We start from the raw sequence: 22,944 nt of genomic DNA on the forward strand, positions 1-22,944 counted from the left end.
GCGCAAGATGGAACCGATTTCACCGCGACGCCGCACGTAAACAGCGCATTTTTCTTCAAGACCGCTCGTTTATATCTTGTTTACACTCTGCCCAAATTTTGAGATGCGCGTCCGGTCTGTGCAGGGAGCCGGATGCCGACTTTCGGCCCGGTGAACTTGCTGCGTTCACATGGTGGTCATCAAGGGTAGCTGGAGACAGCCATGATCCAGATCGGCATATTGACGGTGGACTTCGAGCAGCGGGACATTCGCGCCCAAGGCGAGCCGCTGCGCATCGGCGCACGCGCGTTCGATATTCTTGAAGTGCTGCATCGCGCGCATGGCGCCATCGTGTCGAAGGACGACATCATGGACGCCGTATGGCCGGGCCTGATCGTCGAGGAAAACCGGCTCCAGGTGCACATCGCAACGTTGCGCAAGATGCTCGGCGCGAGCCGGGATCTGATCAAGACCGTACCGGGCAGGGGTTACGCGCTGGTCGCCGCTCCCCTTATCAGCCCGCTTTCTACCCGTCTCGCGCCGGAGGCGAGCGAGGCGCCGTTGCCCGCCGACCGCCCGCGTTCGCATTCGGCGCCGCTCATCGGGCGGCAGGCCGAAATCGCGCACATCATCGACATGATCGACCGGACGCCGGTCGTCACGCTCGTCGGCGCCGGCGGGATCGGCAAGACGAGCCTCGCTCTTCAGGTCGCGCACGACCTGGAGAGCCAAGCGCGAAAGCGCGTTCATTTTGTCGAGCTTGCGCGCGCGTCGGCACGCGACGACGTGCTGCGCGCGTTGGCCGACGCACTGGGACAGACGCACGACGAGGCGCTCTCCATCGACGCCATCGCCGAAGCGGCTGCCGCATCGAGCTGCCTGCTCGTGCTCGATAACGCCGAGCATGTCGTCGACCTGATCGCGAGCCTCGTGGAGACGCTCGCGACGCGTGCCGATACGCTGCGCGTGCTCGTGACCAGCCGCGAGCCGCTTCATATCTCGGCCGAGTCCGTATTTCGCGTCAACCCGCTCACCGTGCCCGACGGCGATGCGTCCGCCGAGCAGATCGCCGGCAGTTCCGCCGCCGAGCTGTTCCTGTGCCGGACGCGTGCGGCGACGCCCGACTGCGCGATCGACGCAAGCGGCCTGAAGCTGATCGGCGACATCTGCCGCCGCCTCGACGGTCTTCCGCTGGCGATCGAACTCGCGGCCGCGCGCGTCGCGACGCTCGGCATCGACGGTGTCGCATCGCGTCTCGACGATCGCCTGAACCTGCTGACCGGCGGCTTGCGCTCCGCGCTGCCGCGCCATCAGGCCCTGCGGGCAACCTTCGACTGGAGCTACGTGCTGCTGGACCCCGCTGCACGGTTGCTGTTTCGCCGGATGGGATGCTTCATCGGCCCGTTCACGTTCGACGCCGCGCACGCAGTCGCGCAGGAGCCCGGCGCATCGATCGCCGACATGATCGCCGGCCTGGGCGAGCTCGTCGCGAAGTCGCTGCTGACCGTCGAGTTCAGCGGCTCCAACGCGCAATACCGGCTGACCGAATCCACCCGCGCGTATGCACTGGAAAAGCTGCGCAGCGAGGGCGAGCTCGAACGCGTCGCCGCGCGCTACGCACGCTATGAGCGCGAGCAGGCGGAAGCAAGGGCGTCGAGCATGGCGAACGAAGGGATTCCGGACCTTCAGTCGATGGCAGACAATGCGGGCGAACCGCGGGCCGGCGCGAATCAGGCACAGCAGGCGTCGCGCGCCAGCGCGCTCGCGCTCGAGTTGCAGAAGCCGTCGAGGATGAGCGAATACTGCGCGCACGCGAAACAGGCGCTCGACACCATCGATGCGGGGCCGCCGGGCACCGTCGACGCGGAAAGCGAAATGCAGTTGCGCGCCGCCTATGCCACGGCGCTGCTGCATACCACCGGCGATGTGCACGCGGCGGCCGCGATGTGGGACCGGACGCTCGGGCTGGCGCGGGATGCTGGCCATGTCGAGCTCGAGGAATACGCGCTCACCGGACAGTGGAACACGATGCTTGCGATGTCCGACGTTCACGAGTCGCTGCGCTACGCGACGCGCTTCGAGCGGGCGGCCGAGCGCCGTGGCGAGCGATCGCAACGGCTGCTCGCGACGACGATGGTCGCGACATCCCTCCATTATTTTGGCGAACATGCACAGGCGCGCGAGCGATTCGAAGCGGCAACGTCGGCGCTCGCCGATGCCGGCGAGATGGCGCGCACGGTGACTGCGTTCGCGCTCGATGCAGCGTCGCTAGGGCGCACGATGCTCACGCGGCTCGTGTGGATCCAGGGCGAGCCGGAGCATGCGATGCGGCTCGCTGCGCAGGCGATCGAATTCGCGCGGCGGGACAGGTCCGGACTGGCGCTGTGTGTCGTGCTCGGCGCCGCCGTCGTGCCGATCGCGCTGCGCTACGGCGACCATGATGCGATATCCGATTACCTGGAGACGATGCGCTCCGTGGCCGACGCGAACGGGTTCGACATCTGGCGCAGCCATGCGGAATGCCTGGCGGGGCAGTTCGATATCCAGGCCGGGCACCCCGGCGCCGGTCTCGCCAGGCTGGAACCCGCGCTGCGGCGCGTCGAGGCGAGCGGATTCCAGCGCCTGCTCGCGCCGTTGATCGTGGCGTACGCGGAAGGACTCGTGCGAACCGGACGGGCAGCCGAGGCGCGCGAGAAACTCGATACCACGCTCGCCCGCTGCCGGGCCTGCGGCGAGCATCTGTTCGTGCCGGAACTGCTGCGCGCAAAGGGGCTGGCGATGCTCGAGCAGGCGCGCAACGCCGCCGCGGACCTGGCCGTCGGGTATGAAGCGGAAGGGCGCCGCCATCTGCACGCCGCGATCGATATCGCGAATGAGCAGGGGGCCGGCATGTGGGCGCTGCGCGCGACGCTCGATCTTGCCGACCATCTGATCGAGCGGGGACGGGGCGGCCAGGCGTCGTCGATGATCGCGAATCTGTCCGGGCGCTTCGATCTTCAGTCGCGCGCGTCGGACATTCGCCGTCTGGTTCGTCTCAGGAGCTTCGTTCGCGCGGATGACACGCCGCCGGCGCGCCAGCGGCACGTGCGGTTCGAGTCGACCGCCGACGCGGCGCCCGCGTGGGACTACGTGGCGCGGCAAGTGGCGTGAGCGCCTCGCCGAGGCTTTTTTCGATATCCAAGGGAGTGTTCGATGGTCCGCGTATCGTCAACGGACGTGAGCAGGAGTCGTGTCGATGCGTAAGACGGGCGAATCTGCGCGAACCGCGGAGCTCGTCGTCTACAACGGCAAGATCGCAACACAGGATGACCAGCGATCCTTCGTCACAGCGCTCGCGGTCGCGGGCGGCCGGATTCTCGCGAGCGGCAGCGACGGGGAGGTCACGCGGCACGCGAGCGACGACACGCGGCGCATCGACTTGAACGGCCGCACCGTGATTCCGGGCCTCAACGATTCGCATTTGCCCGTGATTCGCGGCGGGTTGAACTTCAATATGGAACTGCGCTGGGACGGCGTGCCGTCGCTCGCCGAGGCGCTCGACATGCTGCGCCGTCAGGTGGCGCGCACGCCCGCGCCCCAGTGGGTGCGCGTCGTGGGGGGCTGGACCGAATTCCAGTTCGCGGAAAAGCGCGGCCCCACGGTCGCCGAGCTCAACGAGATCGCACCCGACACGCCCGTGTTCGTTCTGCACCTGTACGACAGCGCACTGCTGAACGCGGCCGCGCTGCGCGCAGCCGGCTACGACCGCGATTCGCCGAACCCGCCCGGCGGCGAGATCCAGCGCGATCGTCACGGCAGGCTGACGGGCATGCTGATCGCGCGCCCGAACGCCGCGATCCTGTACGCGACGCTCGCAAAGGGACCGAAGCTCGGCTACGACGACCAAATGAACTCGACGCGCCACTTCATGCGGGAGCTGAATCGTCTCGGCGTGACGAGCGCGATCGACGCGGGTGGCGACGATCATGCCTACCCGGATGACTACGCGGTCATCATGGATCTCGCGAAGCGCGGCGAGCTGACGATCCGCATCGCGTACAACCTGTTCGCGCAGAACGCGAAGCAGGAGCTCGACGACTTTGCGAAGTGGGTGAAGCTGACGAAGCCCGGCGACGGCGACGCATTTCTCCGCGTGAACGGCGCCGGCGAGAGGCTGGTGTTTTCCGCCGCGGACTTCGAGGATTTTCTGGAGCCGCGCCCCGATCTGCCGGCCGCGCTCGAAGCAGAGCTGACAGCCGTGATCCGGCTGCTCGTGCAGAACCGCTGGCCGTTCCGCCTGCACGCCACCTATGACGAATCGGTCGACCGCTTCCTCGACGTATTCGAGGCCGTGAACCGCGAGATTCCATTCAACGGACTGCGCTGGTTTTTCGACCATTGCGAGACGATCTCCGAAGCGAACATCGCGCGCGTCGCGGCGCTCGGCGGCGGCGTCGCCGTGCAGCACCGGATGGCCTACCAGGGCGAATACTTCATCGCGCGCTACGGCGCCGAAGCCGCGGCCCGCACGCCGCCGATCCGGGCCATGCTCGCGGCGGGACTGCCCGTGGGCGCGGGCACCGACGCGACGCGCGTGGCGAGCTACAACCCGTTCGTGTCGCTGTACTGGATGGTGTCGGGCCGCACGGTGGGCGGCACGCTCCTGTACCCCGAGCACAACCGGCTCGACCGCATGGAAGCGCTGCGCCGCTACACGGTGGGCAGCGCCTGGTTCTCGGGCGAGGAGGACTGCAAGGGCGCGCTGGTGCCCGGCCGGTATGCGGACTTCGCCGTGCTGACCGGCGACTACTTCTCCGTCGACGAAGATCGAATCAAAACCCTGGCCTCGGTGCTGACCGTCGTCGACGGCGAGGTCGTGTATGCCGACGAGGAGTTCAGCCCGCTCGCACCGGCCGACTTGCCCGTCGGCCCCTCGTGGTCGCCCGTCGCCGAATTCGGCGTCAACAGCCTGAACAGGGTGTCTTAAGCAGGATGGAAGGAGAGCAGATGAACCTTGCGTACCGGAGCTCACCGGCAGACAAGGATGAAGTGGCGGGCGTGCGCATCCCGCGCACGCCCGTCGCAATCGACGCCGCCGACGCGGCGCGCGCGTCGTTGCCGCGGGTCGTCGTCGATCACGCGAGCCGGGTGTTCGTGCTCGCGTCGCTCGCCGCGCGCCGGGCAGACTACGCATGCGACGCCGACGCGCTGTATGTCGCCGCGATGTACGCGAACATGGGATTGAGCGCCGCGTATTGCCGGTCGAGCGCGCGATACGAACTCGACAGCGCGGATGCCGCGAGTGCGCACCTGTCGCGCCATCGCGCACCCGAAGGCATGCGGGACGAGGTCTGGCGCGCGGTCGCACTGCATACGACGCCCGGCGTGCCCGCCCGCATCTCGCCGCTCGCGGGCGTGCTGGCGTCGGCCGTATCGACGGACCTGATGGCGACGGATCTCGACGCGTACACAGCGGCCGAGCGTGACGCGCTGCTTGCCGCTTATCCGCGCGTCAGCGGCTTCCGGCAAGCCATGCTGGAAGCCATCGCGCGCGGCGTCGCACACCGGCCGCGGTCGACCTTCGGCACGTGGAGCGCGGACGTGCTCGAGCGCGCCGACCCCGATTTCCAACGGTCGAATTTCTGCGGACTGGTGCTGGGCGCCGCTTGGCACGATGAGTAGCGATCAGCTAGCCAGGCTCGTTTCGTCGTGGCGCGGATAGTCGACGTAGCCCGCATGGTCGCCGCCATACCAGCCCACCGATAGCGGCGCGGCGAGCGGTGCATTCCTCGCGACGCGCTCGACGAGATCCGGATTCGCGATGTACGCGCGCGCGAACGCGATGAGATCAGCATTCGCTTTCATGGTTCGATGAGGTTTCGCGAGACGCTGCGGCGACGCGCGATTTTTCTTCGCGCCGTCTTGCATTGCATGCGCGATCGAGCGTGGCACAGAGGAGCTGAAAAATCTTTAAGCGGGTGGTTAAGCGTTCTTAACGTCGCGACGAAGCACTCAACCCTGGCGGGATATTTCACGCATAGTCGGCGCGGCTGGGTTGCGCCGATTTTTACTCACCTTAACGTTGCCTGACCGCGATAAACGGCGAGTGCATCTACGATGTCCGATCACAATGGACAAGACGCCGGGATGAGCAAATCGCGCGATTTTTCACTGGTGCGCTGGATCATACGTCTGGCGCTCAGCTACATAGTGGTAGTGGTATGCGCGGCGATACTGGGCGCAGGGGTCGGTGCGCTGGTTGCGCAATGGGTCGATTCGTTCCCTATCCCGTCAGGCACGGGTTGAAGCGGATCACGTTGCGTGACCGCTGATCAGCGAATACCGGCGACTGTCTCGCAGACCGCCGGTCGCATCCCTCTCAACGCACGCGATCGGGATCGGACATTGCCAGATTCCAAGTGAGCCGGCTACGCGCTCGCCAATGTCCGGTCTTCGGATCGATCTTTGCTGCAACCCCGAACAGACCGAGAATCGCAATCGGTGCGACTACGAAAAAAACTGTTAACACGACACTTCTCCTTAGGGGCGAGAAAACGGCAGATGAGTGAGCGAAAACATACGTTCTACGAAGGAAGATCGGATGACTCATATTGTTTTCCAGTGTGAGCCTATTCGATGAGCTGAATAGCGGGACATTTTCAGCGCGTGTTTACCGATACTTTCCCGGGCAATCACCCATACCAACGGCAAGATCATGAATGACTTCACTCGACTCATAGGGCTGGGATTAATGTCAGCCGGTTCGCTCCTGGCTGGATGCACGACCGAAGGCTCAACGGCCGCAAGTGCCTCAAGGGCTCAACCAAAGAGCGTGCCCGATATTTCGATAGTGATCGATTGCGGGAGCTGTCAGGTGCGCCCGACCGTTCCGGAGGCGATCCATAACGGCTACGCTGCGGCAGCGGCCAAAGCTGGCGTACCGATCGCCGGTGACACGAAGGTGACACTGACCATTAAGGACTACACAGAACGCGGTATTGCAGAGCGCTCGGCTATTTTGGTCGTTTCCTTGCTCGTGCCACCGGTCTCGCTCCTGCTGAAAGATGAGATCAAGGCAGACGCATTGATCGATGGAAAACAGATGCCGCTGGAGTACCACTACCGCGTACCTTTCCGTGGCATCGAGGCCGTTGCACAGAAGCTGGGCGAGCGGACGTTCGAGGCGGTCGACAGATAGCCTGCCCGTCCGTGGTCGCCGCATCCTGTCTCCCGTCAAACGTAAATTGAACCGCGCTTTAGTTCGGTGCCAGGACAAGCGCTCCGGGTGGCAGGGGTGCCAACGGCGGCCCGGGAGGAGGAGCCGGCGGAGGAGGAGGCCCCGGTGGGGGCGGCACGCAAGCGGTCAGCAGCAACGACGACACGGCGACCACGACGGCGAGCTTCAGGATGTTTAACAGGGATGTGGGCATGAAAGCCTCCTCTGATCGTTTCAATGGTGACTGCGGGATTGGGAAACCGTCACGCGATAAAACACGGCAATCGGCTTTGAGCCGGATATCGGAAGTCCAGTAGCGCGCTCTGGCGCTCAACGTTGCGCCTCATGCTCAACGCCACGCTCCGGAGAGCAGTTCACGTTGTTCGAACGCGCCCACTCGCGCGCATCGGTATCGATCCGCGCAGTCAGCGCTGCAATTGCGTGCTGTTGCGCTTTCACTAGCTCGGCGTAACTGCCGTTGGCAGGCTCATCGAAATGGCCGTGGCACAGTAGCCGGCTATCTGCGGCGTCTCCTGCGAAGCCCAGACTCCAGTTGGCGTCCAGTTGGACTCGCTCTCCGGGCCAGGCGTCGAGGCGGCGAATCTGAAGCTTGATCCTCAGAACGGGCTTGCCGGACGGCTGGGGCAGCCCCGCTATGTCTTGCGTTCCAAGCCGCCGGGTCAGCTCGGCGGATAGGGCACTGCGCACTTCGTCACCGAGCGGGCTTGCCCAGCGTTCGCGGTCGAGCGTGGTCACGCCGGTCGTGCCTTGCCGCACCACCCATTGAGCCTGATCCAGGTGGGACGGAACGCCAACCGGCAGGACGTCGATCAGAAAGTCTGCGGGCGGTTGCGGCGATGTTTCCCGTGCCGATGGTGCAAGCAGTGTGTAGTAGTGGACCGGCTCGGACGCGCAGGCAGCGAGACCCAGCAACAGTGCAACCGGGCCCAGGCGGAAAAGGGCATTCATGTCAGTTTCCCTTTGATGCCGCATTGGCGTTCGAGATGGGAGGCGCATCACTCGGCGTGCCACGCAGCAGGGCGTCGGGATGACGGCCGAGCAGGTCAATGAGGGTACGCAGCGAAGTGGCGGTGCGCTGCACCTCCTGGAGCGATTGCTGAAGGTTTTGCTGCAAGGGTGCGTCGGCGGCGAATGCGCCCTGTACCGCCCCAAGTGTCTGGTTGGTTTGCCGGAGGGTTTGCGTTGCGGCGGGCATTACCTGTCCGTTGACCTGCCGCAGCGTTTCGTCCAGATCCGCCAATGCAGTGTCGAGGTGGCGGCCAATGGAATCGAGCGGCATTTTCTCGACCTTGGCGACGATGCTGGCGATCTGGTCCTGCATGTGTTCGAAGCCTCCGCTCACGGTGGGAAGCGTCAGCGGGCGCGCAGCGATGTCGAAAGTGGCTGCCGGCGCATTGGGCACGAATTCCAGCGAAATGTAGAGCTGGCCCGTGAGCAGGTTCCCCGAGCGCGCCTGGGCACGCAGGCCGTGCTGGACCAAGCCGGCTATAAACTGGGCCGCCTGTTGCTCGGCGTCGCCGCTGTACTTCGGTAACTGTTCAGGCGGTTTCCCCAAGCGGCTCGGATACACCACGATGTCGACGACCGACGGGAAACGATGTTTAGCCGCGTCGTAATCGAGATGCAGCGACACCACTCGGCCGATGTTCAGTCCGGAGAACTCCACCGGCGCACCTACCGTGAGACCGCGCAGAGACTGTTCGAAGTGCAACCTTATGTACTGGCCGGGACCATCCGGCGGGGCCATCGCGGCTTGCTCGTCCTTTGCCAGCTCGTAGCGGGTCTGGCTGGCGGCGGGTTGCTGACCGCCGCCGACTGGTGTGGCGAACGCGACGCCGCCCGCGATGACGGTGGCCAGCGACTGGGTGTTGAGCTTCAGCCCGTCGGCGCCGAGCGACACGTCGACGCCGCTCGCGTTCCAGAAGCGCGTGCCGCTCGTGACGAAGCGGTCGTAGGGCGCGTCGACGAACACCTCGAGGTCGATGCCGCGACCGGCGGCATCGAGCCGGTACGATGCGACGCGGCCGACCTGGATGCGGTGAAAGTAGACCGGCGAGCCGATATCGAGGGAGCCGAGATCGTCGGCGTGGATCGCGAAGCTCTTGCCGGGCATTCCATTGATCACCGTTGGTGGCGTCTCCAGCCCCGTGAACACCCGGCCCGGGCGCTGCGACGTGCCCTTGTCCACGCCGATGTAGGCGCCGGAAAGCAGTGTGTCGATGCCCGACACGCCGCCCAATCCGATGCGCGGGCGCACGACCCAGAAGCGCGTATCGGCGCGCGCCACGCTCTGCGCGCTCTTGTTCAGCGCGACGGCCGCGATCACGTGCGAGCCGTCCTCGCTCAGGGCGATGGAGGTCACGGTCCCGATCGCCACGTCCTTGTACTTCACCTGCGTTTTGCCCGCTTCGAGGCCTGTCGCGCTCTGGAAGGCGATCGATATCGTCGGCCCGGCCGACAGCCACGCGTGGAGCAGCAGCGACAGCCCGATCAGCGCGGCAACCATCGGCACCAGCCAGACCGGAGAAACGCGCCGCCGACGCCGGATCACCGCGGGCAAGCCCGGCTCGGGCTGTGGTTCGGGGAGGTCGCTCATGTCTTTTTGCTGTCCCAGGTCAGACGAGGATCGAATTGCATGGCCGAGAGCATGGTCAGGATCACCATGCCGCCGAAAAAGAGAATGCCGGGGCGCGGCTCCACGACGGCGAAGGTCCGGAACTTGACGAGTGCGGCGACGAGGGCCACCACGAGGACGTCGAGCATCGACCAATAGCCGACGAGCTCGACGAGGCGATGGAGCCTCGCGCGTTCGCGGCGCGCCCAGGGGCTGCCGCGCCGGGCCGTGAACAGCAGCAGGCCGAGGATCAGGAACTTCGCGCAGGGCACAGCCACGCTCGCGACGAAGATCACGAAGGCGATCCCATAGGCGCCATGCGCCCAGAACGCGAGGACGCCTTGCAGGATGGTGCTGTCGCTGCCGCGGTTCAGCATGACGGTGTACATCACCGGCATGGTGTTGGCGGGGATGTAGAAAATGATTCCGGCCAGCAGGAACGCGAAGGCGCGCTCGATGCTGCCGGGCCGGCGGCGATGCAGCGGGGCGCCGCAGCGCGGGCATCGCGCATCGGCATGGCTGCCGTCCGATGCCTCGCTGACGAGACCGCATGCGTGGCAGCCGAGCACGCCGAGCTCATGGGCGCGGGGGTGTGGATTCATGCTTGCCCGCCGCGCTCTGCCAGGTCCCACAGTTGCTGGACGTCGCGACGGGCGATCAGCGTGATGAGGACCATCAACGCCGCAACGGCCCAGACCCCGACGCCCGGCGCGACGCTCAGATAGCCCGAGAGCTTGACGATCGACACGAGGACGCCGAGCAGCGCCACCTCGACCATGCTCCACGGCTGCAACGCGGCGAGCAGCCTGATCGCCGCGGCGAACCCGGGGGCCTTGCGGCCGGCGCGCGCGTAAGCGAGCACCCATGCGAGAAGCGCGATCTGCAAGAAGGGCACGACGATGATGAACATTGCCGCCGGCAACGCCATGGGCGCCGAAGCGCCGTGCGCCAGCGCCACGACGGACTGCCAAAGCGTCGCTTCGCTGTGCAGGCCGTGCAGATCGATCAGGATCAGCGGACAGACATTGGCGATCGCAAAGACGATGGCCGCGGCCGCCGTCAGCGCGAGCCACCCGTCGATGTCCGCTCGGTTCGCGCCATGCAGCGTGGCCTCGCAGGTTTCGCAGCGCGCCGTTTCGCCGGCTGCGAGGCGAGGGCGCCGGTAGACCGTGTCGCAATCGCGGCACACGATGAGATGTGGGAAGGTTTTCATGGCGCGGCCGTATCCTTCGCTAAAGCGGCTTCCCGCACCCCCGTGGCGTGCCTGAACCGGCGGCGCAACCACCGTTCCAGATCGTCCACGTAAGTGAAGATCACCGGAATCACGATCAGGCTCAGCAACGTGGAGGCGAGCAAGCCGCCGATCACGACGATCGCCATCGGCTGGCGGAAGCTCGGGTCCGCCCCGAGGCCGAGCGCGTTCGGCAGCATGCCGGCGCCCATGGCGATGGTCGTCATCAGGATCGGGCGAGCCCGTTTGTGGCAGGCGTCCATCAACGCCTCCATCCGGCCCAGGCCGCGTTCGTGCCGCGCGACGACGGCATACTCGACGAGCAGGATCGAATTCTTGGTCACGATGCCCATCAGCATCAAGAGGCCGATCAGCGCCGGCATCGAGAAGCTCATGCGGGCGACCAGCAGCGAGAACAGGGCCCCGCCGATCGACAACGGCAACGCGCAGAGGATCGTGGCCGGCTGCAGGAAATCGTGGAACAGGACCACGAGCACCGCGTACACGCAGAAGATGCCGATCGCCATGGCGAGGCCGAAGCTGTCGAACAGCTCGCCCATGTGCTGCACCTCGCCTTGCTGCACCTCGCGCACGCTGGCGGGCAGATGCCGGAGCGCCGGCAGCCGATGCGCTTCCTGGTTGACTTCGCCGAGCGTGCGTCCGTTCAGCTCGACCGAGAGCGTGATGTTGCGATCGCGATCCATCCGGTCGATCTGCGACGGTCCGCTGCCGATCGAGAGCGTGCCCACCGAGGCCAGCGTCACGCTTCCGTGCGTGCCGGCGACGCGCAGCTGGCCAATGGCATCGAGATCCTGACGCAGCGCCGGATCGAGACGGGCACGAATGGCAACCTGCCGATCGGGAAGATTGAGCTTGGGCAACGATGTCGAGTAGTCGCCGTAGGTGCCGATGCGCACGGCGTCGGCGGCGGCCTCGGCCGTCACGCCGAGGGCGGCGGCGCGCGCCGGGTCGATCCGGAACTGCACTTCGGGGCGCTGCAGCGCCGCGCTCGACGTGACGTTGCCGATGCCGTGCAGCGTGCGCAACTGCTTTTCCAGTTCGGCCGCCGAGGCGTCGAGCGAAGCCGTATCGCTGCCGGCCAGCGTGATTTGCAGCTTTTCGCCGTTGCCGCCGTTGTTCACCGATACGCGCACGCCGGGCAGGTCGCGCAGTTGCGCGCGAATCGCGTCTTCCACCTGCGATTGCTTCAAGCTGCGCGCGCTGCGCGGGACCAGGTCGACGATCAGCGTCGAGCTGCGCACATCGGAGGTGCTGCTGCTGCCGCCTATCGGATCGCTGCCGCCGCCGGCGCTTCCGACCGAGGCGAAGACGCCCTTCACCTCGGGCAAGCTGCCGATCAGCGTGTCGGCGCGAAGGGCAGTGGCGCGGCTCGCTTCGAGCGTGCTGCCCGGTGCCTGCTCGAGCTTGACCTGGGTCTGCGACTTGTCCTGCGACGGCAGGAAGCCGGTCTTCAGCGCGCCGATCGCCGCAAAGGAGACCAGCAGGAACAGGCCGACTACCGCCATGGTGCGGCTCCGCTTGCCGAGGCAGGCCCGCACCCAGCCCAGATAGCGCTTCATCAGCGGGCCGTCGTGATCGACGTGGCTGGCCGCCTTCATCAGGTAAGCGGCCATCATCGGCGTGAGCAGGCGCGCGACCAAGAGCGAGATCAGCACGGCCACCGACGCGGTCACCCCGAACTGCCGGAAGATCAGCCCCGGAATGCCCGCCATGAATGCCGTCGGCAGGAACACCGCCACCAGCGTGAAGGTGGTGGCGATCACCGCGAGGCCGATTTCGTCGGCGGCTTCCATCGCGGCCTGAAACGGAGACTTGCCCATGCGCAGATGGCGCTCGATGTTCTCGATCTCGACGATCGCGTCGTCGACGAGAATGCCGATCACGAGCGACAGCGCCAGCAGCGTCACCGTGTTCAGCGTGTACCCGGCGAGGTACATGAAGCCGAAGGTCGGAATGATGGACAAAGGCAGCGCCGCCGCCGACACCAGCGTGGCCCGGCCGTCGCGCAGGAACCACCAGACCACGGCGATGGCGAGCAGCGCGCCCTCGATCAGCATGCTCATCGAGCCTTCGTAGTTGTCTTCGATGGGCGTGACGGTGCTGCTCGCTTCCCTCAGCTGCACCTGCGGATGCGCCGCGGCGAACGCGGCCACGGCGCGGCGCAGGTCGTGCATCACGGTCACGTCCGAATTGCCCTTCGAGCGCGTGATCTGCACGCCGATGACGGGCTTGCCGTTCAGATAGGCATAGCTCGTGCGGTCCGCGGCGCCGTCATGGACGCGCGCGATCTGGTCGAGGCGCACGCGCCGGCCGTCGCCGGTGGCGATCGTCAAGGCCGCCACGTCCTGCACGGTGCCTACGCCGATCAGCGTGCGCGCCGACTGCCGCTGGCCGCCGATGTCGCCCTGTCCGCCCGAGCGGTCGCGCTGCATGGCCTTGAGCTGGACCGAGACCGTTTCCGCGGTCAAGTCGAGACCGGCCATCGTCGCCGGGTTCAGGTCGATCAGCACCTCGCGGTCGATGCCGCCGATCCGCTCGACCTTGGAGACGCCCTTGACCGAGAGCAGCGCCTTCGAGAGGTCGTTGTCGACGAACCAGGACAGGTCCTGCTCGTCCATCGACGTGGAAGCCGCCGTGTAGGTGACGAGCGCGGAGCCGGCCGAGTCGACTTTCGATACGGTCGGGGCTGCCATCTCGGCGGGCAGGTCGGCGCGCGCGCTGTCCACGGCGTTGCGCACTTCGCTCAACGCGGCCTGCGGGTCTTTTTCGAGCTTGAAGGTGACGCTGATGCTGACCGCGCCGTCGGTGATGGTCGTCGTGACGTGATCGAGCAGCGACAGCGAGGTCAGCTTGTCCTCGATCTTGCGGGCCACCTCGTTCTCCAATTGCGACGGCGCCGCGCCTTCGAGCGAGGCGGAGATCGTGATTGACGGCAGGTCCATGTCCGGGAAATCCTGCACCTGGAGCCGGTGGAAGCCCAGGAGGCCGAAGACGGTCAGCAGGATGAAGCAGAGCACCGCGGGTACGGGGTTGCGGATCGACCAGGAGGAGACGTTCATAGCGCGCCTCCTTGCGCCGCGCTGTTTGCCGCGGCGAGCGAGGCGAGCGCCTTCTGTTCCACCACCTTCACGCGCGAGCCGTCCGATAGAAAGCCGCCGCCGCTCGCCACGACGCGCATGTCGGCCGTGATCCCGGAGACGATTTCGCAGCGTCCGTCGCGATGGCGTCCGGCGACCACGGTGCGCCGTTCGACCGTCGCGCCATCGCGATTGAGCACGTAGACGTCGGTGCGGCCGTCGCGGGGCACGAGCGCCGCTTCGGGCAGCGTCAGCACCTGGACGTTGCCCAGTTCGATATCGCCGCTCGCGAACATGCCGGGCTGGGCGTCGTGTCCGTTCAGCGCGACGTAGACGATGGCGCGGCCGGTGTTGGTCGACAGCGTCGGCGACACCAATCGCACTTTGCCGTCGACCACCTTACCGTTCGGCAGCGTCACGCTCGCGGACTGATCTGCATGGATGCGCGCCAATTGCTGCGCATCGACCTCGGCCTGCCATTCGATGCGTCCCTGGCGGATCAGCCGGAACAGCTCCGTGCCCGTGCTCACCACGTTGCCGAGCAAGGCCGAGCGCGATGAGACGATGCCGTCGTCGACCGCGACGATGCGCGTCTGCGACAAGGCGATGCGCTTGTTCTCCAGGTCCGCCTCGGCGGAGGCCAGCACGGCGCGGTCGACAGTCGCGGTGATGCGGTACTCGTCGAGCTTCTGCGCGGACAGGGCCCCGCTGTCGGCGGCCTGTCTCGATCGCTTCAGGTCGGACTCGGCCTGCTCCAGGTTGGCGCGGGCTTGCGCGACCGAGGCTTCCTGCTTTTGCAGGTCCGCGGTCGCCGTGGCGTCGGCGAGCCGAGCGAGCAGCTGGCCGCGCTTGACCTCGCTGCCGACGTCGGCCAGCACTTCGGTGATGCGCAGGCTGCCGGTCTCGGCGCCGATCACCGCCTCCTGCCAGGCAGCCGTGCTGCCGTTGGCCTCGATGGTGTCGGGCCATTGGCGGTACTGCGGCTCGACCACGCTGACGGTCAGTGCGGCGGGCGGCGTCTGCGTCCCGGCGCTGGCTCCGGAACCGGGCATCAGCCGCCAGGCGGCGATTCCGGCAACGATGATGAAGAAGGCTGCCAAGGCGGCCTTTGGACGACTCAGCTTCACTGTGTGGTTCCTTGCGTGGTAGCGGCGGCGGGCGTGGTGGATAGGGTGGCCGTGGCGCTGGCGACCGGCGTCGCAGCGTCGTTGCTTTGCCAGCCGCCGCCCAGGGCCTTGTAAAGTGAGATCCAGCTGAGGACGCGGTCCCGCTGCAACTCGATATCGGTGATCTCGGCGCTGGTCAGCGAGCGGCGCGCCTGCTCCCGCGTCAGCAGCGTGTCGAAGCCGGTGTGCCAATTGGTTTCCATCGCGCTGTCGTAGCGGCGGTATTGCTCGACGGCGCGCTGCGCGTCGTCGCTGCGTCGCGCGGCGCCGTCGAGGTCGGTGAGCGCCACCTCGACTTCCCTGACTGCCGTGCGCACCGAGCTGCGATAGGCAGCCAGCTGCTCGTCGTAGCTGGCCTGCGCCGAATCGACGGCGGCCTTGCGCTTGCCCGCGTCGAACAACGGAATCGACAGGCTCGGCCCGAACGACCACGTCGACATCGGCGTGGTCAGGTTGGTGGCCGAGAGACCGATCGAGCCGGACAGCGACAAGCTCGGGAAACGATCGGCACGGGCTTGCCCGATGGAGGCATAGGCTTGGGCCAGTGCGCGCTCGGACGACGCCAGATCGGGCCGCTGGCGCACGAGGTCGGCAGGGGCGGACTGCACGCGGAACTCCGCGGGCCTCGGCAGCTCGGGCGCCTGCGGCCGATCGACGATGGCGCGCAGCGCCGGCTCGCCGGCGCCCGTGAGTTCGACGAGCGACTTGATCAGCTCGTCGCAGGTGACGCGCTGCTGCGTGGCCGACGCGTTGGCGCTGGCCGTGTTCGCTTGCGCGAGGTAGCCGTCGGAGGAGGGCGTCATGCCGGCGGCGACCGCCGCGAGCGTGGCTTTTTCGGTCTGCGCGTACGATGCCGCCGATTCCTCATAGGCGCGCACGAGCTGGCGGCATGCGCGGTACTGCACGTAGTCGTCGGCCACCTCGGCGGCGAGCGAGACGCGTGCGCCGTGCCAGTCGTCGATGCGCGATTGCAGCTGCGCTTGCGCCGATTCACGGCTCGAGCGCACCTTGCCGAACAAATCGAGTTCCCAGGAGGCGTCCAGCTCGCCGCTGCGCGTGGTCGCCAGGCTCGTCATCACTTCATTGCCGAACGACGCGGTGGACTTGGCCCGCGTGACCGACCCGCTGCCGGTCAGCGACGGCCACGCACCCGAGCTGTTGGAGACGAGCGTGGCGCGCGCCTCGTCGATGCGGGCCACGGCCTTCGCGAGCGTCGGGCTGTCGGTCTCGGCCGTGCGGATCAGTTCGGCAACCGCTGGGTCGTCGAAGCGGCGCCACCAGTCGACGAGGTTGTCCACGCTGCCGCCGTGCGGCAGCTCGGCCTGCCAGCCGGTGGCCTCGACCACCTTCGGCGCCTGGTAAGGCGGCTGCAATGCGCAGGCGCACAGCGCGAGGCAACTGCTCGCGATCGCAGCGGCGAGCCACGCGCGGCGGCGCCGAGGTGGCTTCCGCTGGGGTTCCATTCGGTTCAATACACGCTCCCTGGCCCATTTCGGGCCGACGAGCGTTATTGTCCGGAGCCGATGATCCAGCGCGGTATGGCGAGGTTAAGTTGGGTAAATTTCGGCCCGAAAGGCTTTCTCGCGCGCTGCCGCCTGCGCCATACTGGCCTCATGATGACCCTCGATCGATCCGCCATGACGCAGGTGCTGCTCGTCGACGACGACGCCGAACTGACCGCGATGCTGGTGCAATACCTTGCCCACGAAGGCTTTGCCGCCGAGGTCGCGCACGATGGGGAAGACGGCGTGGCCCGCGCGCTGTCGGGGCGCTTTGCGATTGTCGTGCTCGACGTGATGATGCCGCGCCTGTCGGGCATCGACGCGCTGCGCCGCATTCGCGCAACGAGCCGCGTGCCGGTGCTGATGCTGACGGCGCGCGGCGACGACATCGACCGCATCTCCGGCCTCAACCTCGGCGCCGACGACTATGTTCCGAAGCCTTGCACACCGGGCGAACTGGTCGCGCGGCTGCGGGCCATTCTGCGCCGCGCGTCCGGCACGGGAGCGGCGGGCGCCGGCGGACCGGTCCAGGCGGGACCGCTGGTGCTTTGGACGTCCAGCCGCAGCGCCACTTGGCAAGGCACGCCGCTCGAATTGACCGGCACGGAGTTCAGCCTCGTCGAAATTCTGGCGAGGCACGCCGGGCGGCTCGTCAGCAAGGAAGAGATCTCGCAGCAGGCGTTCGGCCGGCCGCTCGCGCGCTTCGACCGTCGAATCGACGTGCACATCAGCAGCATCCGGCAGAAGCTCGGCCAACGCCCCGACGGGCAGCCGTGGATCGTCAGCGTGCGCGGCATGGGCTATCAGCTCCTCACCGATTGAAGACGGACTGAACCATGCAATTTCGGCTTGGGCGTATGTTCTGGCGAATTTTCTTGATGGGCTGGCTCGCCATGGTGGCCGCATTTCTATGCGCGGGCTTCTACATGCATGTCAGCGGGCTTCAGCCGCCCGATGCACCGCGCTGGATTTTCCTGATTCCATTGCTGGCGGGCGCCACCGTTAGCGTGCCCGTCGCGTTCGGGATCGCGTGGCACATCTCCAAACCCGTGCGGCATCTCAGCCAGGCGCTGCGCGACGCGGCGCGGGCGCGCTTCGACGTGCGCGTCCTGCCCGCGCTCGGTTCACGCCGCGACGAATTTGCGTTTTTGGCGCAAGAGTTCGACGAAATGGCGGAGCGTCTCCAGCAGGCGGCGATGCAGCAGCGCCAGCTCTTTCACGACGTGTCGCACGAGTTGCGCTCGCCGTTGGCGCGTATCCAGGCTGCGATCGGGCTCATGCAGCAAGATCCTCAATCGGCGTCGGCGATGGCCGAGCGCATCGCGCGAGAAACGGAGCGGCTGGATCAGTTCATCGAGGAGCTTCTGACGCTGCACAAACTGGAGGCGGGCGCGATGAACCCGGCTCGCGAACGCGTGGACGTGATGGAACTGCTGGCCGGCATCGTGGAGGACGCTGCCTTCGAGGCGCGGGGGCGCGGGTGTGTGGTGACGTTGGATGCGCCCGATAGCTTCGTGGCGGAAGTCGCTGGAGAGCCGCTCTATCGCGCTTTTGAGAACGTCGTGCGCAATGCCGTCAAGTACACGGCGCCTAACACCACTGTCGAGGTTCGCGCGCGCGTGCTCGAGTCCTTAGCCGCGGCAGACGATGGGACAGGGTGGCTCGAAATTAGCGTGAGCGACAGAGGTCCTGGCGTACCGGCGGAATTCTGTGAGGCAATCTTTGAGCCGTTTCACCGGTTTGAGCCACATCAACGCGATGCTGCGATGGGGGCGGTGCCGGGCACCGGCCTGGGGCTCGCGATCGCGCGGCGTGCACTAGCTCTGCACGCCGGCGATATTCGCGCTATGCCGCGAGAGGGAGGGGGGCTCGTCGTGATTGCGCGGTTGCCGGGGTTGGCAGCGACAGGGAAGTCGCCGCTGCAATAAACGTAGTGCCGTGAGCGTCCCGTTGGTCTATATAAATTGGTTCCCAGGCGTCGCTCGCTCTGCGAAGCCTGCGGCGGCAGAAAGAAACAAAAAGACGCGAGCCAATGGTTGTCGGGTGCTGTGCGTGTTCCTCGCACATCCAAGCGTCCTGGAGGCATTCGATCGGTACGTTGACGATCATGTCGAGCCATATCTGGATGTATCCCAGCTAGAACTCCGTGAAGCCGTCGCAACGGTCAAACTAGGCGACTGAATGTGTTTTGCGTCGGTTCTGATCAAATTCGTTATTCGGATTTCAGATTCGGAAGAAGCTGCCGATAATGATGGGTTAGTGGGGGCGGAAAACGCCTGCCCAAGCTTCCATAAATGGGGGGCATCCAACAAACATATAAAACGGCTTTATTGGCGGGGAACTATGAAGACTTTGAGATTAAATCGCAGCGTTTGGAGCACTAGCGCTATCGTCTTCTTCTGCGGCCTGGCGGCAAGTTGCGCGGTCGACCCATCGCGGGCGATACCATCGACTCAATCGTTCACGCCGGAGATGACTGGTGTCTTCGATGTGGCCGAAATGAGCGACAATCGGGCTGGTTTTTTGCGCCTAACCACCGCGTTCAGTCCTGACGGGAAGTCCGGCACGCTTGTCTACGACTACGCGAATGGGACGCCCTCCATGTATGTGAAGCTTGACGGGTGCGAGTCGTATACCCGGCACATTCTGCCAGGCATCATGCACGACGATGCTGCCATCGAGCAGGAAATTCGAGAAGTCCGTTGCCACTCGAGTGGATCCATCTGGCGCGTTGCAATCTTCCGGAAAGGCGAATCAAGGGCTCCCGTCTCAGCGTCAATGAAAGTGGCGACGGGGTACGAATTTGTCTTTACGGTTCCTTTCACGTCGACGGTTGAGGTTCGTCCTCGCTTGAAACAATAGGGCGCTCCAGCGTATCCGACAACGGCAGGCGAGAAAACGACGGAAATGCAAAAGCGATGGAAAGTCAACCGCTCGCGAAGTTTTATCCGTACAGCTCAAACCCACATAGGGGAATCGAGCAGTCCTGGCCAGTCCCCGCAGACGTCATCAAAGTTGCAATCGAAGCGCGAGAGGCAGATCGCTGGTTTGGTGAGCGACAAGCTACCTCGCGCCTCAAGCAACTTTTCCCAAATGCCATCGAATTTCTGATTCAAGACGACTATTTAGCTGACAGGCAAAAGGCTTCGATCGAAGATGAATTGGCGCCCGCGAAGGTGACATGGGATCCTGGTTTTTGCATCGACGGTCGGCATGGTAGGTAGATGGGCTGCTTGAGATAGAGAAGGTATTGGGCGAGGCAAGGGCAACCAACCCGATGTTTGAAGACGTGCCTCTCAATTGAGGAACTCAGACATGTAGAGGGGACGCATGGGACGCGTTATTGGTTGCGTGATCTGGGGATGCGCGTTCGTCGGCGGACTCGCCTGCTTCGTGGTCTGGGGGCTGTTTATGCGCAACTTTGCCCACGGTGCTCCAGCGAGGGCCATATCCGGGGTTTGCGGATTGTTTCCTCTCCTGGCAGTCACATGGACGTGGGCGCTTCGCAACGTGGAATACAAGTATCGAGTTTTGCGGGGCACAATCAAGTGGTGCAATGCGCTGTTTGGCCTTTTTATGATGACGATGGCGGCGGCGGTACGTCTTCGAGGTTGGATTCAATGATTGCGCCTACGCTTTGTGATTCGCAGCCCTTTCTAATGCTTTAAAAGAAAACAACAATGGACCTACAAATGAACATGCCAAATAAGCCTCGCGCTGTCGGCATTGCCGTCGTCGTCTTTCTTGCTTTCACTATCGTTGCCGGCGGTTTCGTGACGGTCGGCCCGGGCCAGCGTGGTGTGCTTATGACTTGGGGGGCTGTTCAGGCCGGCGTACTCGACCCGGGCCTGCACCTCAAGATCCCATTTGCACAGTCGGTCGCCAAAATGGATGTTCAGGTACAGAATTCCCAAGCTGCGGAAACGGCTGCGAGCCTCGATCTGCAAGATGTGACGACCACGGTTGCAACGAATTGGCACATCCTGCCTCCCGACGCCGAATGGGTTTATCAGCGTATTGGCAACGAAGCGGCTCTGGTGGAGAAGATCATCAAGCCCGCGATCAGCAACTCGGTGAAAGCCGTGACTGCGCGCTACAACGCCGAGGATTTGATTACGCACCGTGATCAGGTCCGCGGGGAGATCGAGGCGCAAATCACCAGCGAACTCAAGCCGTACCGGCTCGTGGTCGATTCGGTGAACATCACCGACTTCCATTTCAGCACGCAATACGCGCAGGCGATCGAGCAAAAGCAAGTCGCCCAGCAGCGTGCGCAACAGGCTCAGTACGAACTTCAGCAAGCCAAGGTTGTTGCCGAGCAGAAGATTGTCGAGGCGCACGCGCAGGCGGAAGCGCAAAAGCTGCTGCAAGAGACGATCACGCCCGAGATCATTCAGCAGCAGGCCGTCGCCAAGTGGGATGGTCACTTGCCTGAGGTGTTGGGGAGTAGTGGGGTCATGCCGTTCCTCGGCAACCTTGGCGCGGCGAAGCTAGAGCGATAGGAAAAGCACATGGCTCGATTTCTTAGTCGTTGGCTCAGTCGCGACAAGACAGACGGAGCGCGGGAGAACGTGGCGGCGCCCGATCAGACGATTTCGGATGCAAAAATTCTGCGCGACCACTTCTCACCGTCGCAAAGCGCGTTGTCCGCGCTTGCAGATCTTGTTCGAATCATTGTGAAGCCGCTCGATGCCGCCACACGTGAGCGCCTGGTCGCCCTCGTCCGCGATGCTGAGCCAGGAGAGGACGCGTCGTCGATACTGCACTGGACACTCACGCGCGACGTCAATGAACCGGAAACTATCGATCCCTCCGGTTGGTGCCTGTGTATCTCGGTCGATTGGCGTGCGTCTAACGAAATAGAATGGCAGACGAACCAAATGCTGGATACCCTGGGCATCGCCGAACGCTGGACTTGGAGCGGCGCCGGCGACGTTCCCGCTGGGTTGCTCGCGTTCGGAGAATGGCTTGGGCACAGGGGGTACGCGTTGCTGCATCTCGACACCGGCAGCGACGCGTACATGGCCTTCGCCGTCGGTAGGGGAGATCTCGACGAAGTGTTGACGCTCGCGAATGCTGCCGGTGCAGCAATCGAACGGATTGAATCGGTCGCAGGCAAAGATCGTTCTGCGCTCAGCTAGCACACGTTGCGCATGAACGTGTCACCTTGCGAGTAGCTAGATAGTGACCGCGATAGCCAAGTGAGCGGCCGGCGCTCAAAGTTTGTCAATCAGGTACTCGGGTACAAAAGAAGCCATTGATAGAAGGGAAAACGATGATGGCGACTGACAGCGGGAATTTACCTGGCGTCCTCCACCAAAGGGTCCCGCGCACGTTACGCGATCTAGCGACGATTGAAGTCCGCCGGGCGATGCTAGATCGAATGCACATAGCTCCATTGACCGCATACGTTGCCGGAGCTGTGCGTGGATCCGCGGCTACAATAGAACCTCGTCTGAGATTTGGGGGTTGTGATGCTTACTGTCGCGTTGCCGGATGAGCTTGAGGCGGCTGTGGTGACCGCCGCGCATCGATCTGGGCAGTCGGTTGATGAATATGTGGCCGCTGTCTTTGCTGACGCGTTGTCGCTCGAAATAGACCGCGCGCGGCTCGATTCGTTTTTGGCGGGGACCCCGGGGGTCGCACATGAACGGGCGAGGGCGTGGCTGTCTGATCTGGCCGATGGGAAGCGCACTGAATGCCCGCGTTGATCTGGCATCCGGACGCGCTGGATGATGTGGCGCGCCTTTATGATTTCCTCGCTCCAAACAGTCCTGTTGCTGCACGACATGCCGCTTCGGTAATTCTTGATGCGGCTGACCGGGTTGCCGAAAACCCGGCGATTGGCGTCCCTCGGGCTGAGTTCCGCGAGTGGTTCGCTCCGTTCGGTCGCAGCGCGTATGTTCTGCGATACGCGATTCTGGATGGTGGCGACGTGGTCGTGACGCGGGTTTGGCACAGCCGCGAGCATCGGACGAATTAGGGTGCTTCGGGTTAGGTCATCGCCATGTCGTCGCATCGTCCCGCAGCGAAAGCCCAGTCATGCGGCGAAGTTTACGCAATCAATTTAACATAATGTAAATTATCGACATTTTGTATGTGACAGCAATATGAGAATGTCGTGTTCTAGCAAGATAC

The 22,944-nt window shown here is 64.8% G+C and carries 17 protein-coding genes and 2 pseudogenes; 11 read left to right on the top strand and 8 right to left on the bottom strand.

The genetic code is table 11. The features are described 5' to 3' along the window. Positions 1–201: 201 nt before the first annotated feature. The 3 genes and pseudogenes from FAZ95_RS31980 to FAZ95_RS31990 all read left to right on the top strand — a co-directional run bounded on the left by FAZ95_RS31980 (position 202) and on the right by FAZ95_RS31990 (position 5,640). Positions 202–3,129, top strand: coding sequence for an ATP-binding protein (locus tag FAZ95_RS31980; protein ID WP_137336417.1), 2,928 nt, complete (start codon positions 202–204; stop codon positions 3,127–3,129). Positions 3,130–3,214: 85 nt separating this feature from the next. Continuing rightward, positions 3,215–4,918 (top strand): annotated as a pseudogene (locus tag FAZ95_RS31985) (amidohydrolase); the annotation flags it as partial. Between the two features lie 47 nt (positions 4,919–4,965). Next, positions 4,966–5,640, top strand: coding sequence for a phosphohydrolase (locus FAZ95_RS31990; protein ID WP_137336419.1), 675 nt, complete (start codon positions 4,966–4,968; stop codon positions 5,638–5,640). Between the two features lie 3 nt (positions 5,641–5,643). Here FAZ95_RS31990 and FAZ95_RS31995 read toward each other — a convergent pair. Beyond that, positions 5,644–5,814, bottom strand: a pseudogene (locus tag FAZ95_RS31995) (alkene reductase); the annotation flags it as partial. A gap of 859 nt (positions 5,815–6,673) precedes the next feature. Here FAZ95_RS31995 and FAZ95_RS32000 point away from each other — a divergent pair. Then, positions 6,674–7,156, top strand: coding sequence for a hypothetical protein (locus FAZ95_RS32000; protein ID WP_254700028.1), 483 nt, complete (start codon positions 6,674–6,676; stop codon positions 7,154–7,156). 348 nt (positions 7,157–7,504) lie between these two features. Here the strand turns inward: FAZ95_RS32000 and FAZ95_RS32005 are convergent, their stop codons facing one another. Genes FAZ95_RS32005 through FAZ95_RS32035 form a run of 7 tightly spaced genes read right to left on the bottom strand, consistent with a single transcriptional unit; the run spans position 7,505 to position 16,767 of the window. Next, positions 7,505–8,143, bottom strand: a complete 639-nt coding sequence (locus FAZ95_RS32005; protein WP_137336420.1) for a PqiC family protein — start codon at positions 8,141–8,143, stop codon at positions 7,505–7,507. A gap of 1 nt (position 8,144) precedes the next feature. Next, on the bottom strand, positions 8,145–9,791 hold the full coding sequence (locus FAZ95_RS32010; RefSeq protein WP_137336421.1) for a PqiB family protein: 1,647 nt from the start codon (positions 9,789–9,791) through the stop codon (positions 8,145–8,147). Next, entirely contained in the window at positions 9,788–10,378 is a 591-nt protein-coding gene (locus tag FAZ95_RS32015) for a paraquat-inducible protein A (RefSeq protein WP_367872768.1), read from the bottom strand. The genes FAZ95_RS32010 and FAZ95_RS32015 overlap by 4 nt, the downstream gene beginning before the upstream one ends. Positions 10,379–10,407: 29 nt before the next feature. After that, on the bottom strand, positions 10,408–11,022 hold the full coding sequence (locus FAZ95_RS32020) for a paraquat-inducible protein A (RefSeq protein WP_137336423.1): 615 nt from the start codon (positions 11,020–11,022) through the stop codon (positions 10,408–10,410). Next, positions 11,019–14,120 carry an efflux RND transporter permease subunit gene (locus tag FAZ95_RS32025; RefSeq protein WP_137336424.1) on the bottom strand — a complete coding sequence of 1,034 codons (3,102 nt, stop codon included), beginning with the start codon at positions 14,118–14,120 and terminating at the stop codon, positions 11,019–11,021. The genes FAZ95_RS32020 and FAZ95_RS32025 overlap by 4 nt, the downstream gene beginning before the upstream one ends. Beyond that, a complete protein-coding gene (locus FAZ95_RS32030; protein WP_137336425.1) occupies positions 14,117–15,265 on the bottom strand; it encodes an efflux RND transporter periplasmic adaptor subunit in 1,149 nt (382 codons plus the stop codon). The genes FAZ95_RS32025 and FAZ95_RS32030 overlap by 4 nt, the downstream gene beginning before the upstream one ends. After that, positions 15,262–16,767 (bottom strand): efflux transporter outer membrane subunit, encoded by a 1,506-nt coding sequence (locus tag FAZ95_RS32035; protein ID WP_137336426.1) that lies wholly within the window; start codon positions 16,765–16,767, stop codon positions 15,262–15,264. Before FAZ95_RS32035 ends, FAZ95_RS32030 begins: the two co-directional genes overlap by 4 nt. Positions 16,768–16,941: 174 nt before the next feature. Between FAZ95_RS32035 and FAZ95_RS32040 the strand changes: the two genes are divergently transcribed. From FAZ95_RS32040 to FAZ95_RS32075, 7 genes are all read left to right on the top strand, one after another. Further along, entirely contained in the window at positions 16,942–17,628 is a 687-nt protein-coding gene (locus FAZ95_RS32040; protein ID WP_137337707.1) for a response regulator transcription factor, read from the top strand. A 14-nt stretch (positions 17,629–17,642) separates the two neighbouring features. After that, entirely contained in the window at positions 17,643–18,734 is a 1,092-nt protein-coding gene (locus FAZ95_RS32045) for a HAMP domain-containing sensor histidine kinase (protein WP_137336427.1), read from the top strand. A 253-nt stretch (positions 18,735–18,987) separates the two neighbouring features. Beyond that, the gene (locus tag FAZ95_RS32050) at positions 18,988–19,668 is read left to right on the top strand and encodes a hypothetical protein (RefSeq protein WP_137336428.1); all 681 of its coding nucleotides are present in this window, start codon (positions 18,988–18,990) and stop codon (positions 19,666–19,668) included. Positions 19,669–19,724: 56 nt separating this feature from the next. Continuing rightward, entirely contained in the window at positions 19,725–20,030 is a 306-nt protein-coding gene (locus FAZ95_RS39625) for a hypothetical protein (RefSeq protein ID WP_175425818.1), read from the top strand. 468 nt (positions 20,031–20,498) lie between these two features. Continuing rightward, positions 20,499–21,308, top strand: a complete 810-nt coding sequence (locus FAZ95_RS32060) for a prohibitin family protein (protein ID WP_175425819.1) — start codon at positions 20,499–20,501, stop codon at positions 21,306–21,308. A gap of 9 nt (positions 21,309–21,317) precedes the next feature. Further along, on the top strand, positions 21,318–21,947 hold the full coding sequence (locus tag FAZ95_RS32065) for a DUF6630 family protein (protein WP_137336430.1): 630 nt from the start codon (positions 21,318–21,320) through the stop codon (positions 21,945–21,947). 557 nt (positions 21,948–22,504) lie between these two features. Further along, the gene (locus tag FAZ95_RS32075) at positions 22,505–22,789 is read left to right on the top strand and encodes a type II toxin-antitoxin system RelE/ParE family toxin (RefSeq protein ID WP_175425820.1); all 285 of its coding nucleotides are present in this window, start codon (positions 22,505–22,507) and stop codon (positions 22,787–22,789) included. Positions 22,790–22,944 lie beyond the last annotated feature (155 nt).

It is taken from the genome of Trinickia violacea (genome assembly GCF_005280735.1).
GTDB lineage: Bacteria > Pseudomonadota > Gammaproteobacteria > Burkholderiales > Burkholderiaceae > Trinickia_A > Trinickia_A violacea.